The following is a 14523-nucleotide window of genomic DNA, read 5'->3' on the forward strand; positions in this document are numbered from 1 at the left end:
CTTGAAATGGGGGCGACTGCCGCACGCCTCAATTGCCGCTGAGCGCCTGCAGGTGGCCACCGTGGGCCTCGGCGCGCTGGTACGCCGGGCGCTCGCCGATGCGCTTGAGGAAACCACGCAATGCAGGCTTGTCGTCCAGGCCACCGCCACGTGCAGCCGCGGCCTGGATCGGGAAACTCATCTGGATATCGGCAGCGCTGAAGCGCTCGCCGGCAAACCACGGGCTTTCAGCCAGGCGCCGCTCCATCCAGTCCAGGTGCAGGCGGCGCTGCGGGCCGATGAAGCCGCGCTCGGCCTTGTCGGCGATGCTGCGTGCGATCGGGCGTGCGAAGAACGGCATCGGCGCGCTGCGGATGCGCCCCATCACCAGGGTCAGCAGCAACGGCGGCATCGCCGAGCCTTCGGCGTAGTGCAGCCAGTAACGGTAGGCCATGCGTTCGGCCCCGTCGGCCGGCATCGGCGGCGGCGACAACTGGCGCTGGGTGTCGTAGCGGTCGGCCAGGTAATCAAGAATCGCACCGGATTCCGCCAGCACCTGTACACCGTCCTGCAACACCGGCGACTTGCCCAGCGGATGCACCGTGCGCAGCGCTGGCGGCGCCAGCAACGTCTTCGGATCGCGCGGGTAGCGGCGAAGCTCGTAGTCCAGGCCCAGCTCCTCCAGCATCCACAGCACACGCAGTGAGCGGGAGTTTTCCAGGTGGTGGACGATGCGCATGGGGATGATCCTCGGGGAGGCCCACATCGTACCGTGCCCGCTGCATGCCCTTTGTAGAGTCGAGCCATGCTCGACTGCCTTTGAGAGCAGTCGAGCATGGCTCGACTCCACAGAACAGCGGGCAATAAAAAACGCCGGAAGCTTTCGCTTCCGGCGTTCTGGCTACCAAGCGGTAGCAGACGGATTAGACCGCCTGCACCTGATCAGCCTGCATGCCCTTCTGACCCTGGACGGCGATGAAGGTAACCTTCTGGCCTTCCTGCAGGGTCTTGAAGCCGGTGCCCTGGATGGCACGGAAGTGCACGAACAGGTCCGGGCCGCTTTCCGGGGTGATGAAGCCGAAGCCCTTGGCATCGTTGAACCACTTGACGGTACCGGTCTGACGTTCCGACATTTTACTAACTCCTGAAACACATGTTGAAAAAAATCGCAGCCGCCGGGTATCGGGGCCGAGACTGAGTTGCAGGCGTTGGTAAAGCGGATCGATGAGCGGATCGTGAGATCAACTGCACCAGGCCACGATTCACGGTGACCCTAGCAAACACAGTGGGTCGCACGATACGCGTGTTTTCTGCAAAAAGCGATAGCCCGCACGTTCATGACAACAGGCCGGCCCCTAGGCGTGACAAGGGCTGGCAGCTCGTCGGGGCTAACTCCGAGTCCCCATTCAGGTTTTTCCTACCCTACACTGGGTAAATGACTGAAGCTGAAACCCACGCTGAACCGGCCCTCCCCCGTATCTGGGTGGATGCGGACGCCTGCCCCACCGTCATCCGCGACATCCTGTTCCGCGCCGCCGAACGGGTCGGGATCGAGCTGACCCTGGTCGCCAACCAGTGGATCCGCACCCCGCCCTCGCGCTGGCTGCGCTCGATCCAGGTACCCCAGGGGCTGGACGTGGCCGACAGTGCGATCGTCGAGCGGGTCGCGGCCGGCGACCTGGTGGTGACCCAGGACATCCCGCTGGCGGCCCTGGTGCTGGAAAAGAAGGCGGTGGCGCTGAACCCGCGCGGCCAGCTGTACACCCCCAACAACATGGCCGAGCGGCTGTCGATGCGCAATTTCATGGAAGAGCTGCGCGGTGCCGGGGTCCAGACCGGTGGCCCGCCGCCGCTTGGGCCGCGCGACCGGCAACTGTTCGCCGCCGAGCTGGACCGCTGGCTGGCGCGGCGCCCGGTTCGCTGAACGGCCTTATCCGCCCTGGCCGGGCAGGCACAGGCCGCGCTGGCTGCTGAACCGCCGCGGCTCCCCGCTCAACGGATCGTCGAAGGCCAACCCCTGCGCCAGCAGCTGCAGCGAGGGCTCAACCGCCCCCTGTCTCCGCGCCTGCAACTGCGGGTACAGGTCATCGCCGATGATCGGCGCCCCCAGCATTGCCATATGTACGCGCAACTGGTGCTTGCGCCCGGTGTCCGGCAGCAGCCGATAGCGCCAGACCGGCCCGCCGGCTTCGATCAGTTCGATGCGGCTGCGCGCATTGGGCTCACCGGGCACTTCAGCCATGCGGAAGAACGGCTCGCCCGGCACCAGGCGGCTGTGTCGCTGCAGGGGGAAGGCCACGCCCGGCAGTGCTGGTGCCAGCGCCTCATAGGTCTTTTCGATACGACGCTCGCGAAACAGCCGCTGATAGGCATCGCGGGTGGCCGGCCGGGTCGAAAACAGCACCAGCCCGGCGGTGAGCCGATCCAGCCGGTGCAGCGGCACCAGTTCCCTATTGCCGGTGCGCGCCACCAGCCGCGCCAGCAGGGTCTGCCGCACATGCCCGCCGGCCGGGGTCACCGGCAGGAAGTGCGGCTTGTCGGCCACCAGCAGATCGTCATCCAGATGCAGGATGTGCTCGGCATGCGGAATCACCGCTTCGTCGGCCACTTCGCGGAAGTAGCGGATTTCCAGCCCGACCTGCCACGGCTGGTCCGGCGCCAGCGCCCTGCCCTGCGCATCCTGCACGCGGCCACGGGCGAAGCGGTCCAGCCACTGCGCGCGGTCGATGCGCGGAAAGCGCGCGCACAGGCCGTCAAGCAGGCTGGGCCAGCGCCCCGGCGGCAGCTGCAATCGGCTGGGCATCGTCATCGCATCGGCTCCGCTGCTGGAAATGAGCACAAGGGGAGCATCGTCGACGGCACGCACACAGCACGGCCACGGACACCCCTCAAGCAAACCTCTATCATTGTCGTCTTTAGTCGACGGATCCTCCATGGCCCTCACCGCCACCATACGCAAGGCCGAATTGCAGATCAGCGACATGGATCGCGGCTACTACGCGACCCACAACCTGACGCTGGCCCAGCACCCGTCCGAGACCGACGAGCGCCTGATGGTGCGCCTGCTGGCCTTCGCCCTCAATGCCGGCGACCGCCTCGAGTTCGGCCGCGGCCTGAGCACCGATGACGAGCCGGACCTGTGGGAACACGATTACACCGGCGACATCCTGCAGTGGATCGACCTGGGCCACCCGGACGAATCGCGCATCCGCAAGGCCAGCAACCGCAGCCGCCAGGTGCAGGTGATCAACTACGGTGGCAACGCCTCGGAGATCTGGTGGAGCAAGCAGGGCAAGGGCCTGGCGCGCTTCGACAACCTGTCGGTGATCGATCTGGACGGTGCCTTCGTTGAACAGTGGGGCCAGCAGATCCAGCGCGCCATGCGCTGGAGCGTGCTGATCCAGGACGGCGAGGTACAGCTGCTCAACGATCAGATGCAGCTCGACGTGATCCCGAACTGGCGCAAGCGCGCCAAGGCATGAGCACCATCCGTTGCGACGTGGTGGTCATCGGCGCCGGCGCGGCCGGGCTGATGACCGCAATCACCGCCGGCCAGCGCGGCCGCCAGGTGCAGGTGATCGACCATGCCAACAAGGTCGGCAAGAAGATCCTGATGTCCGGCGGCGGCCGCTGCAACTTCACCAACACCGGCACCACCCCGGCCAACTTCCTGTCGGCCAACCCGCACTTCTGCAAATCGGCACTGGCGCGCTACACGCCCTGGCACTTCATCGAGCTGGTGCACAAGCATGGCATCGCGTATCACGAAAAAGAGCTGGGCCAGCTGTTCTGCGACGAGTCGTCCAAGCAGATCGTGAAGATGCTGGTGGATGAGTGCCAGGCCGTCGGGGCGCAGATCCGCACCGGGTGCAGCGTGCAGCGCATCGAGCACGGCAGTGACGGCTTCCGCGTACACACCACTCAGGGGCTGTTCCATTGTGCTTCGCTGGTGGTGGCCACCGGCGGCCTGTCGATTCCGAGCATGGGCGCCACCGGCTTCGGCTACGAGATCGCGCGCCAGTTCGGCCACCAGGTGCTGCCGACCCGTGCCGGCCTGGTGCCGCTCACGCTCAGCGGCACGCACCAGGAGCGGTTGGCCGACCTCAGCGGCGTGGCGCTGCCGATCGAGGCGCGTTGCAACGGCAAGCGTTTCCAGAACTTCATGCTGCTGACCCACCGTGGCGTGAGTGGCCCGGCGATCCTGCAGATCTCTTCGTTCTGGCAACCCGGCGACGCGCTGGAGCTGGACCTGCTGCCCGGTCAGGATGCCGGCGAGTGGCTGCGCCAGATGAAGCGCGAGCGCCCCGCTGCCGAGCTGCGCACGGTACTGGGCGAGGTGCTGCCCAAGCGCTTTGCACAGCGCCTGTGCGAACACTGGTTGCCCGACCGCCCGGTGCGCCAGCTGGATGAGCCGGTGCTGCGCCAGGCCGCGCAGCTGCTGGGCGCGTTCCCGCTGGTGGCCAGCGGAACCGAAGGCTATCGCACCGCCGAGGTTACCCTGGGCGGCGTCGATACTGCAGAAGTGTCGTCCTCGACGATGGAGTCCAAGCGCGTGCCCGGCCTGCATTTTGTCGGCGAGGTGCTGGATGTGACCGGCTGGCTGGGCGGATACAACTTCCAGTGGGCCTGGGCCAGCGGCCACGCGGCCGGCGGCGTGGTGTGAACCACTTCGCCGTTCGGCGCGCGCAAGGGGGCCGCGCATGGACGGTTCGCCGCGCATCGTGTATCTAGGTTCGCAGATTGGGGAGCAGTGCATGCAGAACGCGAACGACATCACCATCCGCCTGCTGATCATCGATGACAGCGGCGAGAATGCCGAAGCCATCGTCAGCACCCTGCGCAACAGCGGCATCGCGGTGCGCCCCTGGCGCCCGCAGGATGCCGCCGAGCTGGCCCAGGTGCTGGCCAGCCAGGCCATCGATCTGGTCCTGGCCTCGCCGTCGCAGGGTATTCCGCTGCCCTTGGTCGCCCAGCACATTGCCGCCAGCGGCAAGGACATCCCGCTGGTGCTGCTGGCCGAACGCATCGACGAGGACGAACTGGTGCAGGCCAGCAGCCACGGCATCCGCGCCCTCGCCCTGCGCCAGCGTGCCGAGCACCTGCTGGCCGTGGTCCGCGACCAGTGGGTCGATCTGCAGGCCCGCCGCGGCCTGCGCCGGATCGAGGCACAGATGCGCGAGACCGAGCGCCGCTGCGATGCACTGATCGCCTCCTCGCGCGACCCCATCGCCTATGTGCATGAAGGCATGCACATCCGCGCCAACGACGCCTACCTGGAGATGTTCGGCTATGAGCAGTTCGACGACATCGAAGGCATCTCGCTGCTGGACATGGTCGCGGCCCAGCATGTGGAGGGCTTCAAGCAGCTGCTGAAGGGCCTGAGCCGTGGCGAGGCGCCGCCGCCGCAGTACCAGCTCGACGCGCGCCACGAGGACGGCAGCGCGTTCCCGGCGACGATGGAGTTCACCGCCGCCACCTACGAAGGTGAATCCTGCCTCCAGGTCGTGCTCCGCCGCCGCATGGAGTTCGATCCGGAGCTGGCGCGCGAGGTCGAGGACCTGCGCCAGCGCGACCAGGTCACCGGCCTGCTCAACCGTCCCACCTTCATGCTGCAGCTGGAAAGCGCGGTGGCCCAGGCCGGCCGCAGCGAAGGCCAGTTCGGCCTGCTGCTGATCGAGCCGGACCATTACGCACGCCTGCTGCCGGACATCGGCCTGGCCTCGGCCGACACGCTGATTGGCGCCCTGGCCGCCCTGCTCACCGAGGTGGTGGGCGAACAGGCACAGCTGGCGCGCTTTGGCGAGCACAGCTTCGCCGTGCTGCAGGCCGGCCCATACGCGCAGACCGTCGCACTGGCCGAGCGTATCCGCGAGGCCTATGCCGCGCATGTGTTCAGCATCGGCGCGCGCTCGGCCACAGTTACCGTCAGCATCGGCGGCGTGCAGGTGGGCGAGAAGATCGCCAGCATCGGCCAGGTGCTGGCACGTGCCAGCGAGTGCACACAGGCCGCGGCCGAACTGGGCAACACCTGCCGCATCTTCGATCCGGCCGCGGTCGACCGTGTCGAGCAGGAGCGCGTGCTGCGCTGGGTAGCGCGCATCCGCGAGGCGCTGGCCGGCGACGGCTTCCAGCTGCACTACCAGCCGGTGCTGAACCTGCAGGGCGAGCCGCTGGAACTGTACGAGGCCTATCTGCGTCTGGAACACAACGGCGAGCTGTTGAGTCCGACCGCTTTCCTTGGCATTGCCGAGGAGCATGGGCTGCTGGCCGACATCAATCGCTGGGTGGTCTCCCAGGCCATTTCGGTACTGGGCCAGCGCGCAGCCGAGGGCCATGCCACCCAGGTCCTGGTGAAGGTGACGCCGGAGTCGTTTGACGACCCGCAGATGGTGGCCACCCTGCGCCGTGAACTGCAGGCACGCGGCGTGCCCGGCGAACGGCTGTGGCTGCATGCGCCGGAAGCCAAGGTGTTCACCCACCTGCGCAGCGCCCAGCAGTTCCTGGCCGACGTAGCGCCGCTGGGCTGCCGCATCGGCCTGGAGCAGTTCGGTTCGGGACTGGATTCGTTCCAGCTGCTGGCGCACTTCCAGCCGCAGTTCCTGAAGCTGGACCGCGGCTTCACCAGTGATCTGGCGGCTACCCGCGAGAACATCGACCGCATCAGCCAGATCACCGCGCGCGCGCAGGAAGCCGGCATCCGCACCATCGCCGAGTTCGTCAGCGATGCCAATTCCATGACGCTGCTGTTCAGTGCCGGCGTGGATTACGTGCAGGGCGATTTTGTCGGCCCGGCGCTGCCGGAGATGGGCTTCGAATTCGGGTGATCCCTGCCTGTAGAGCCGAGCCATGCTCGGCTGCCAGGCCCAGGCAAAACGTAGCCGAGCATGGCTCGGCTCTACAGAAACAAAAAAAAGGCCGGCGTTCGCCGGCCTTTTCGTTGATCAGGTCATGTCGACCAGGTTGTCGATCTTCACGTCCGGATTGACGTCGGCCTCGTAGTCCACGCCCTCCACGCCAAAGCCGAACAGGCGCAGGAAGTCGGCCTTGTAGCCGGCCAGATCGCTGATCTCGTACAGATTCTCGTTGGTCACCTGCGGCCACAGCGCGACGACCTTGCCCTGCACATCGGCGGCCATCTCCTTGTAGTCGGCGCGCAGGCGGCCTTCCTCATCGATCAACGCGACGCTATGGCCGTCGCCATCGACCAGGGCGTGGCGCAGGCGATCGATCGCCACGCCGTCGGCCTTGCCGCCGTAGAGGATGTCGTAGAGCACGTCCAGCTGCTCGATGCAGCCTTCGTGGGTGCCCTTTTCCTTCATCACCTTGAACAGCAGCGACAGGTACAGCGGCATGGTCGGAATGGCCGAGCTGGCCTGGGTGACCACGGCCTTGAGCACCGATACACGCGCATCGCCGCCGATTTTCGCCAGCTTCTCGCGCAGGCCCAGCACCTTGTTGTCCAGGTCCTTCTTGGCAGCGCCGATCGAACCGTTCCAGTAGATGGCCTGGGTGATCTCCTCGCCCACGTAGGTGAAGGCGGTGGTGGTGCAGCCGTTGGCCAGCACGCCGGCATCGGCCAGCGCGTCGATCCACATCTGCCAGTCTTCACCGCCCATCACCGCAACGGTACCGGCGATTTCTTCCGGGGTGGCCGGCTGCAGGTGGGTCTCGGTCAGCACTTCCTTGTCGGTATCCAGGCCACGCAGCGTGATCGGCTCGCCGATCGGCTTCAGCGTGGAGCTGATGACCTCGCCGGTCTTGGGATGCTTGCGGCGCGGCGCGGCCAGGCTGTAGACGACCTGGTCGACCTGGCCGAGATCGGCCTTGATCATCTCGATGGTCCTGGCCTTCACTTCATCGGAGAAGGCATCGCCATTGATGCTCTTGGCGTACAGGCCGGCTTCGTCGGCGTACTTGTGGAACGCCGCCGAGTTGTACCAGCCCGCCGTGCCCGGCTTGGTCTCGCTGCCCGGGCGCTCGAAGAAGATGCCCAGGGTCGCCGCGCCACTGCCGAAGGCAGCGGTGATGCGCGCGGCCAGGCCGTAGCCGGTGGAGGCGCCGATCACCAGCACGCGCTTGGGGCCATTCTGGATCGGCGGACGCGCGCGGATGTAATCGATCTGCTGCTTGACCGCGGCCTCGCAGCCGGTCGGGTGGGTGGTGACGCAGATGAAGCCGCGGACGCGCGGTTTGATGACCATGGATACCTCGGGTTGGCAGATGCGGCGCGCGGGGCGCTCAGCAGGAGTACGGGCGGGCGCCTGCGCGCGCGAACCGCAGGATCGTAGTGCGCGGGGGCCGATTGCACAACCGACGCTGGCGTAGGGTGGGGTTTGTTCTGCAGGGTTGCACCCTGCACCCGCCGAATCAACGTCAACGTCAACGTCAACGTCAAAAGCGAGCTACCTGTGGGATGGCGGGGCGGGTCCGGTTGCGGGGGACACCGTAAACCCATCCTTGGGGGCTTGGCCGCGGCATCCATGCCGCGGACACCCCCGCAACCGGACCCACCCCGCCTTCGACAGTTCTCTGCGATCTGTCGGAACCGCATTCTGCTCTGGTGGGTGTCGACCTTGGTCGACACCTACCAACAGCCGCAGGAATGATCTGGGGCAGAGCCCCCTGAGTCAGGGGGCGGCCGCGAAGCGGCGGGGGTCTGGGAGCTGGTAAGTGGGGCCCACGGTTCGCGCAGCGAAGCGTGGGAGCGACAGCGCGCATGCGATGACGCGTACCAGCCCTGCAACACAAAAAACCCCGCTTGCGCGGGGTTCTCTGTGTGTTGCATGCCGCAGGTGATTACGGGCGACGGGCCAGGGCCTCGACGTCCTTTGCCTTGGGCAGCAGGTCCTGCTTGCTGACGCGCAGGAAACCGATCGTCAGCATCGGCACCGCCACCAGGATCGAGGACAGCACCACGATCACCGCACCAATCATGTGCGTCTCGGCCAGGCCTTCCATCGAGCTGCCGCCGTACAGGTACAGGGCCAGCGCCGACAGGAAGAACATCACCGCGGTGATCACCGTACGCGACAGCGTCTGGTTGATCGAACGGTTCAGCACTTCCATCGAGTCCACGCGCAGGCTGCGGAAGTTCTCGCGGACGCGGTCGAAGACCACGATGATGTCGTTGATCGCAAAGCCCATCACCGACAGCAGGCCGGCCAGCACGGTCAGGTCGAACTCACGGCCCAGCAGGGACACGTAAGCCACCGTCACGATCAGGTCGAACATCGCCACGATGCTGGCGGTGACCGCGAACTTCCATTCGAAGCGCACCGCGATGTAGATCAGGAAGCCGGCCAGCATGAAGATGGTGGCATACAGGCCATTCATCGCCAGGTCCTTGCCGATCTGCGGACCCACGAACTCGTTACGCAACACCGTGGCCTGGTTGTCGGCCGACGACAGCGCCTTCACCACAGCCGCAGCGGTCGCCTTGTCTTCGGTGGCGGCAGCGCCGGTACCCGGGGCGTGCTCGCCGTGCGGAGCCAGGCGGATCAGCAGGTCGGTGTTGCCACCGACACTCTGCACCTGGGCGCCATCAAAGCCATTCTGCTCGAGCTTGGTACGGACCTGCTCGACGTCCACCGGCTTGTCGAAGCGGGCTTCGATCAGGGTGCCGCCGGTGAAGTCCAGCGCGTAGTTGAAACCCTTGAACGCGATGATGCTGATCGACGCCAGGAACACCACGATGGTGACTGCCATGGCGACATGGCGCCAACGCATGAAGTCGATCTTGGTGTCGTTCGGGAGGATATGCAGCGGAAACAGTTTCATTGTGCGTGTCCTCCCGTCAGATGGCCACGTTCTGGAGCTTCTTGCGGCGGCCGTAGATCAGCGTCGCCAGCGCACGCGACACGGTGATCGCGGTGAACATGGAGGCGAAAATACCGATGATCATGGTCAGCGCGAAGCCCTTCAGCGGACCGGTACCGAATGCGAACAACGCCACACCGACGATCAGGCCGGTCAGGTTGGCGTCGAGGATGGTGCCCGAGGCTCGCTCGTAACCGGTCACGATCGCGGTCTTGCCCGGCACGCCGGCACGCAGCTCTTCACGGATACGCTCGTTGATCAGCACGTTGGCGTCCACCGACAGGCCAACCGACAACGCCAGGCCGGCGAAGCCCGGCAGGGTCATGGTCGCGCCGAACAGCGACATCACCGCCACCACGATCAGCAGGTTGAACAGCATCGCCGCCGAGGTGATCACGCCGAACATGCGGTAGTACACGCTGAAAAACACCAGAGTGAACAGGAATGCGAACACCACCGCGCGCATGCCGTTCTTGACATTCTCGGCACCGAGGCTCGGGCCGACCACACGCTCTTCGACGAAGTCCATCGGCGCGGCCAGCGAACCGGACTTCAGCAGCTTGGCCAGGTCTTCGGCTTCCTTCTTCTGCAGGCCGGTGGTCTGGAAGTTCTTGCCGAACACGCCGTTGATGTTGGCCACCGAGATCACTTCCTCGTTGACCTTGAAGCCACGCACTTCCTGGCCGTCAACGACGGTCACGGTCGGCACGCGTTCGGTGTAGACCACCGCCATCGGCTTGTTCACGTTGGCGCTGGTGAAGTCGAACATGCGCTGGCCGCCGACATTGTTCAGCGTCACGCTGACCGCCGGCGAGCCGCTGTTGGAGTCGGTCACCGCCTGCGCGCCGACCATCTGGTCGCCGGTGACGATCACGCGCTTGTTCAGCAGGATCGGACCGCCGCCGTCACGGCGCTGGTAGACCTTGGCTTCCGGCGGGATGCGGCCGGAGCTGATCGCGTCCTGTGCGTTGCCTTCCACCACCGCGCGATATTCCAGGGTGGCGGTGGCGCCGATCATGCGCTTGGCTTCGGCGGTGTCCTGCACGCCCGGCAGCTGCACGACCACGCGGTCGGCACCCTGGCGCTGGATGATCGGCTCGGCCACGCCGAGCTGGTTGACGCGGTTGCGCAGGGTATTGATGTTCTGCTCGATGGCACCGTTGGCGATCTGTGCGATCTCGGCTTCCGGCACGGTCACCGTGATGCGGCTGCCACTGACGTCATAGCCGAGGGTCGGCTGCGCCTTGACCAGGGCGGCGCGGGCACGCTGCGCGGCGTCATCGCCGGCGGACGGGCTCAGGTTGGCCACGATGCTGTTGTCCGCACGGCGCTCCACCGACTGGTAGGCGATGCGGGCGTCACGCAGGGTGCTGCGCACGTCTTCGGTATAGGCATCCAGGCGCTTGTCCAGCGCAGCCTTCTGGTCGACCTGCAGCACGAAGTGCACGCCACCCTGCAGGTCCAGGCCCAGCACCATCGGGCGGCCGCCGAGCTTGGACAGCCAGTCCGGCACGGTCGAGGCCAGGTTCAGGGCCACGGTGTACTTTTCACCGACGGTGTCACGCAGCGCATCGCTGGCCGCGGACTGCGCCTTCAGGTCCGGCAGGCGGACGATCAGGCTTTCCCCTTCCTTCTCGGCACCGAGGGTGGTGACACCGGCCGTCTTCAGGTCGGCCAGCACACGGTCGCGCAGCGCATCGTCGATCTGCCCGCCACGGTTGGCGGTGATCTGGATGGCCGGGTCCTTCTGGTAGATGTTGGGCAGCGCGTACAGCGCGCTGAGCGCCAGTACGATCAGGATGACGACGTACTTCCAGCGTGGAAATTCGAGCATTGCTTGGGTCCCGCGCGGCGCCATCCCCGGCGCCGCGGTTGTGCATCGGAAAGGGAGTGGCTTACTGGGCCGACTTCAGGGTGCCGGCCGGCAGCACGTTGCCGACGGCGCCCTTCTGCACGCGGATGCGCACGTTGTCGGCCACTTCGATGGTGATGAAGTTGTCGCCGATGTCGGTGACGATGCCGGCGATGCCACCGTTGGTCAGCACTTCGTCGCCACGCTTGATCTTCTCCAGCATGGCCTTGTGCTCCTTCTGCCGCTTCATCTGCGGGCGGATCATCAGGAAGTACATGATGGCGATCAGGATGATCGGGAACAGCAGCGTGGTCAGGCCCATGCCCTGCGGTTGGCCGCCGGCGGCCTGGGCGTGGGCGGCGGGAATCAGGAAGGCAAGCAGGTTCATCGTTGGTCCTTTGGTTGGGCGGCGCTCCCGTCCCTTCAGGGGCGGGGGTGTCGACCGCGGATCTGGGTCAGCCTTGAAGTATGCCACGGCCCCAGGCGTTCGTCCTTGGGCCGTTCGGCAGGGGGCATCCGGAGTTACAGGGGCGGGGCCACCGCCCCACGTGCCGCGTAGAAGGACTCGCGGAAGGCCAGGAAGGTTCCCGCCTCGATCGCGGCCCGGATGTCGGCCATCAGTTTTTCGTAATAGAACAGGTTGTGCAGGGTGCCCAGCATCGGCGCCAGCATCTCGTTGCAGCGGTCCAGGTGACGCAGGTAGGAGCGGGTATAGCCGCCGGTGCAGGCCACGCAGCCGCAGCCCGGCTCGATCGGATCCATGTCGCGCGCGTACTGGGAATTGCGGATGCGAACGGTGCCGAACGAGGTGAAATAGTGGCCGTTGCGCGCATTGCGGGTCGGCATCACGCAATCGAACATATCCACGCCGCGGGCCACGCCTTCCACCAGGTCTTCCGGCCGGCCCACGCCCATCAGGTAGCGCGGGCGGTCGCCGGGCAGCTCCGGGTCCAGGTGGTCGAGCATGGCGTTGCGCTCGTGCTCCGGCTCGCCCACGGCCAGGCCGCCGATGGCATAGCCATCGAAGCCGATCGCCTGCAGGGCCTCGGCCGAGCGGCTGCGCAGGTCGGTATGCACCCCGCCCTGCACGATGCCGAACAGGGCTGCGTCGTTGCCCAGCTCGTCATGCGCGTTGCGGCTTCGCTGGGCCCAGCGCAGGCTCAGCTCCATCGAACGGCGGGCAACATCCTCGGTGGCCGGGTACGGGGTGCACTCGTCGAAGATCATCACCACGTCCGAATCGAGCACCTTCTGGATCTTCATGCTCTCCTCCGGGCCCAGGAACACGCGGGCACCGTCGGTGGGCGAGGCAAAGGTCACGCCCTGCTCGGTGATCTTGCGGCGGTGGGCCAGCGAGAACACCTGGAAACCGCCGGAGTCGGTCAGGATCGGGCCGTCCCAGCGGCAGAAGCCATGCAGGCCACCGTGGTCGGCGATGATGTCCAGGCCCGGGCGCAGGTACAGGTGGAAGGTGTTGCCGAGGATGATCTCGGCGCCCAGCGCACGCACCTGGTCCGGCAGGATGCCCTTGACCGAGCCATACGTTCCCACCGGCATGAAAGCCGGCGTTTCCACCGTGCCACGCGGGAAGGTCAGGCGGCCACGACGGGCACGGCCATCGCGGGTCTTGAGCTGGAACTGCAGTCGGGACATGGAGCGGTCGTTCAGGCAAATAGTCGCCTATTGTCTCCCAAAGCGGCCGATGCCGGTAGCGCCGGGCCATGCCCGGCGCCCCTTGGGCCCTCCCTCCCCGCCGGGCATGGCCCGGCGCTACCGTTACTGTTCCTGCGGGAACAGCAGCATCGCGTCGCCGTAGCTGAAGAAGCGGTAGCGCTGCTCGATCGCGTGCTGGTAGGCCTCGAACACGCGCTCCTTGCCGGCAAACGCGGAGATCATCATCAGCAGCGTGCTTTCCGGCAGGTGGAAGTTGGTCACCATCGCGTCGACGCTGCGGATGCGGTAGCCCGGGGTGATGAAGATCTGGGTCTCGCCGGCGAACGGCAGCAGCTCACCGCCACGCATCGCACTTTCCAGCGCGCGCACCACGGTGGTGCCCACGCCGATCACCCGGCCGCCGGCCGCGCGCGTGCGCCGCACCTGCTGGACCAGTTCAGCGCCGACGTTCAGCCACTCGCGGTGCATCACGTGGTCCTTCAGGTCATCTGCGCGCACCGGCTGGAAGGTACCCGCACCCACATGCAGGGTGACATGGCCGAACTCCACGCCCTTGTCCTTCAGCGCGGCCAGCAGCGGTTCGTCGAAGTGCAGGCCGGCCGTTGGCGCGGCCACCGCGCCCACTTCGCGCGCGAACACGGTCTGGTAGCGCTCGCGGTCGTCCACGCCCGGCTCGCGCTGGATGTAGGGCGGCAGCGGCAGGCGCCCGGCATGCAACAGCCACTGCTCCAGCGCTTCGGGCACGTGGAACTGCAGCACGTAGAACTCGCCGTCGCGGCCCAGCACCTCGGCCTCGCCGCCCGCGTCCAGCGCGATACGGCTGCCGGCCTTCGGCGACTTGCTGGCCCCGACCTGCGCACGCGCCTGCTGGCCGCCGAGCAGGCGCTCGATCAGGATCTCCACGCGGCCACCACTGGCCTTCTGCCCGAACAGGCGCGCCGGGATCACCCGGGTATCGTTGAACACCAGCAGGTCGCCCGGCTGCAGCAGCGACGGCAGGTCGCGCACCTGCAGGTCGGTGAAGGCGGCCGGCGCTGCGGGCACCAGCATCAGACGGCTGGCCGAGCGTTCGGCCAGGGGCGCCTGCGCAATCAGTTCAGCCGGCAGGTCGTAATGGAAATCGGACTTCTTCAAGGCAGTGGGCGGCAACAGGTCGACAATGGCGCGCATTGTACGGCCAGCGTCTGCGAGCCGGCGCGCTT

Annotated in this window: 13 protein-coding genes; 4 read left to right on the forward strand and 9 right to left on the reverse strand. The window is 66.6% G+C overall.

Going from position 1 to position 14523, the window contains the following annotated elements:
• Nucleotides 1-28: 28 nt before the first annotated feature.
• Nucleotides 29-718, reverse strand: coding sequence for a glutathione S-transferase (locus tag LZ605_RS07145; RefSeq protein WP_249844281.1), 690 nt, complete (start codon nucleotides 716-718; stop codon nucleotides 29-31).
• Nucleotides 719-902: 184 nt separating this feature from the next.
• The gene (locus LZ605_RS07150) at nucleotides 903-1112 is read right to left on the reverse strand and encodes a cold-shock protein (protein WP_005416210.1); all 210 of its coding nucleotides are present in this window, start codon (nucleotides 1110-1112) and stop codon (nucleotides 903-905) included.
• A 302-nt stretch (nucleotides 1113-1414) separates the two neighbouring features.
• Between LZ605_RS07150 and LZ605_RS07155 the strand changes: the two genes are divergently transcribed.
• Nucleotides 1415-1903 carry a YaiI/YqxD family protein gene (locus tag LZ605_RS07155; protein WP_107232697.1) on the forward strand — a complete coding sequence of 163 codons (489 nt, stop codon included), beginning with the start codon at nucleotides 1415-1417 and terminating at the stop codon, nucleotides 1901-1903.
• 6 nt (nucleotides 1904-1909) lie between these two features.
• Here LZ605_RS07155 and LZ605_RS07160 read toward each other — a convergent pair whose 3' ends face one another.
• Complete coding sequence (locus LZ605_RS07160; RefSeq protein ID WP_249844282.1) at nucleotides 1910-2788, reverse strand: pseudouridine synthase; 879 nt, start codon at nucleotides 2786-2788, stop codon at nucleotides 1910-1912.
• 124 nt (nucleotides 2789-2912) lie between these two features.
• On the opposite strand from LZ605_RS07160, the gene LZ605_RS07165 reads away from it, so the two are divergent.
• The 3 genes from LZ605_RS07165 (at nucleotide 2913) to LZ605_RS07175 (ending at nucleotide 6803) form a co-directional block, all read left to right on the forward strand.
• Nucleotides 2913-3461 (forward strand): YaeQ family protein, encoded by a 549-nt coding sequence (locus LZ605_RS07165; RefSeq protein WP_249844283.1) that lies wholly within the window; start codon nucleotides 2913-2915, stop codon nucleotides 3459-3461.
• Nucleotides 3458-4642, forward strand: coding sequence for an NAD(P)/FAD-dependent oxidoreductase (locus tag LZ605_RS07170; protein ID WP_249844284.1), 1185 nt, complete (start codon nucleotides 3458-3460; stop codon nucleotides 4640-4642). Before LZ605_RS07165 ends, LZ605_RS07170 begins: the two co-directional genes overlap by 4 nt.
• 91 nt (nucleotides 4643-4733) lie before the next feature.
• Complete coding sequence (locus LZ605_RS07175; RefSeq protein WP_249844285.1) at nucleotides 4734-6803, forward strand: GGDEF/EAL domain-containing response regulator; 2070 nt, start codon at nucleotides 4734-4736, stop codon at nucleotides 6801-6803.
• A 117-nt stretch (nucleotides 6804-6920) separates the two neighbouring features.
• On the opposite strand, the gene fabV is transcribed toward LZ605_RS07175, so the two are convergent.
• The 6 genes from fabV to queA form a co-directional block, all read right to left on the reverse strand.
• Nucleotides 6921-8180, reverse strand: coding sequence for an enoyl-ACP reductase FabV (gene fabV / locus LZ605_RS07180; protein ID WP_249844286.1), 1260 nt, complete (start codon nucleotides 8178-8180; stop codon nucleotides 6921-6923).
• Nucleotides 8181-8775: 595 nt separating this feature from the next.
• Entirely contained in the window at nucleotides 8776-9756 is a 981-nt protein-coding gene (secF, locus tag LZ605_RS07185) for a protein translocase subunit SecF (protein ID WP_249844287.1), read from the reverse strand.
• 16 nt (nucleotides 9757-9772) lie between these two features.
• Nucleotides 9773-11629, reverse strand: coding sequence for a protein translocase subunit SecD (gene secD / locus LZ605_RS07190; RefSeq protein ID WP_249844288.1), 1857 nt, complete (start codon nucleotides 11627-11629; stop codon nucleotides 9773-9775).
• A gap of 61 nt (nucleotides 11630-11690) precedes the next feature.
• Nucleotides 11691-12035 carry a preprotein translocase subunit YajC gene (gene yajC / locus LZ605_RS07195; RefSeq protein WP_006434333.1) on the reverse strand — a complete coding sequence of 115 codons (345 nt, stop codon included), beginning with the start codon at nucleotides 12033-12035 and terminating at the stop codon, nucleotides 11691-11693.
• A gap of 134 nt (nucleotides 12036-12169) precedes the next feature.
• Entirely contained in the window at nucleotides 12170-13300 is a 1131-nt protein-coding gene (gene tgt / locus LZ605_RS07200) for a tRNA guanosine(34) transglycosylase Tgt (RefSeq protein ID WP_006434331.1), read from the reverse strand.
• A gap of 123 nt (nucleotides 13301-13423) precedes the next feature.
• On the reverse strand, nucleotides 13424-14491 hold the full coding sequence (queA, locus tag LZ605_RS07205) for a tRNA preQ1(34) S-adenosylmethionine ribosyltransferase-isomerase QueA (RefSeq protein WP_249844289.1): 1068 nt from the start codon (nucleotides 14489-14491) through the stop codon (nucleotides 13424-13426).
• Nucleotides 14492-14523 lie beyond the last annotated feature (32 nt).

It is taken from the genome of Stenotrophomonas maltophilia (genome assembly GCF_023518235.1).
In the GTDB taxonomy this organism is placed as follows: domain Bacteria; phylum Pseudomonadota; class Gammaproteobacteria; order Xanthomonadales; family Xanthomonadaceae; genus Stenotrophomonas.

Coding starts and splice junctions, on each gene's coding strand:
- LZ605_RS07145 (WP_249844281.1), bottom strand. CDS start 718: ATGCGCATCGTCCACCACCTGGAAAACTCCCGCTCACTGCGTGTGCTG.
- LZ605_RS07150 (WP_005416210.1), bottom strand. CDS start 1,112: ATGTCGGAACGTCAGACCGGTACCGTCAAGTGGTTCAACGATGCCAAG.
- LZ605_RS07155 (WP_107232697.1), top strand. CDS start 1,415: ATGACTGAAGCTGAAACCCACGCTGAACCGGCCCTCCCCCGTATCTGG.
- LZ605_RS07160 (WP_249844282.1), bottom strand. CDS start 2,788: ATGACGATGCCCAGCCGATTGCAGCTGCCGCCGGGGCGCTGGCCCAGC.
- LZ605_RS07165 (WP_249844283.1), top strand. CDS start 2,913: ATGGCCCTCACCGCCACCATACGCAAGGCCGAATTGCAGATCAGCGAC.
- LZ605_RS07170 (WP_249844284.1), top strand. CDS start 3,458: ATGAGCACCATCCGTTGCGACGTGGTGGTCATCGGCGCCGGCGCGGCC.
- LZ605_RS07175 (WP_249844285.1), top strand. CDS start 4,734: ATGCAGAACGCGAACGACATCACCATCCGCCTGCTGATCATCGATGAC.
- fabV (WP_249844286.1), bottom strand. CDS start 8,180: ATGGTCATCAAACCGCGCGTCCGCGGCTTCATCTGCGTCACCACCCAC.
- secF (WP_249844287.1), bottom strand. CDS start 9,756: ATGAAACTGTTTCCGCTGCATATCCTCCCGAACGACACCAAGATCGAC.
- secD (WP_249844288.1), bottom strand. CDS start 11,629: ATGCTCGAATTTCCACGCTGGAAGTACGTCGTCATCCTGATCGTACTG.
- yajC (WP_006434333.1), bottom strand. CDS start 12,035: ATGAACCTGCTTGCCTTCCTGATTCCCGCCGCCCACGCCCAGGCCGCC.
- tgt (WP_006434331.1), bottom strand. CDS start 13,300: ATGTCCCGACTGCAGTTCCAGCTCAAGACCCGCGATGGCCGTGCCCGT.
- queA (WP_249844289.1), bottom strand. CDS start 14,491: ATGCGCGCCATTGTCGACCTGTTGCCGCCCACTGCCTTGAAGAAGTCC.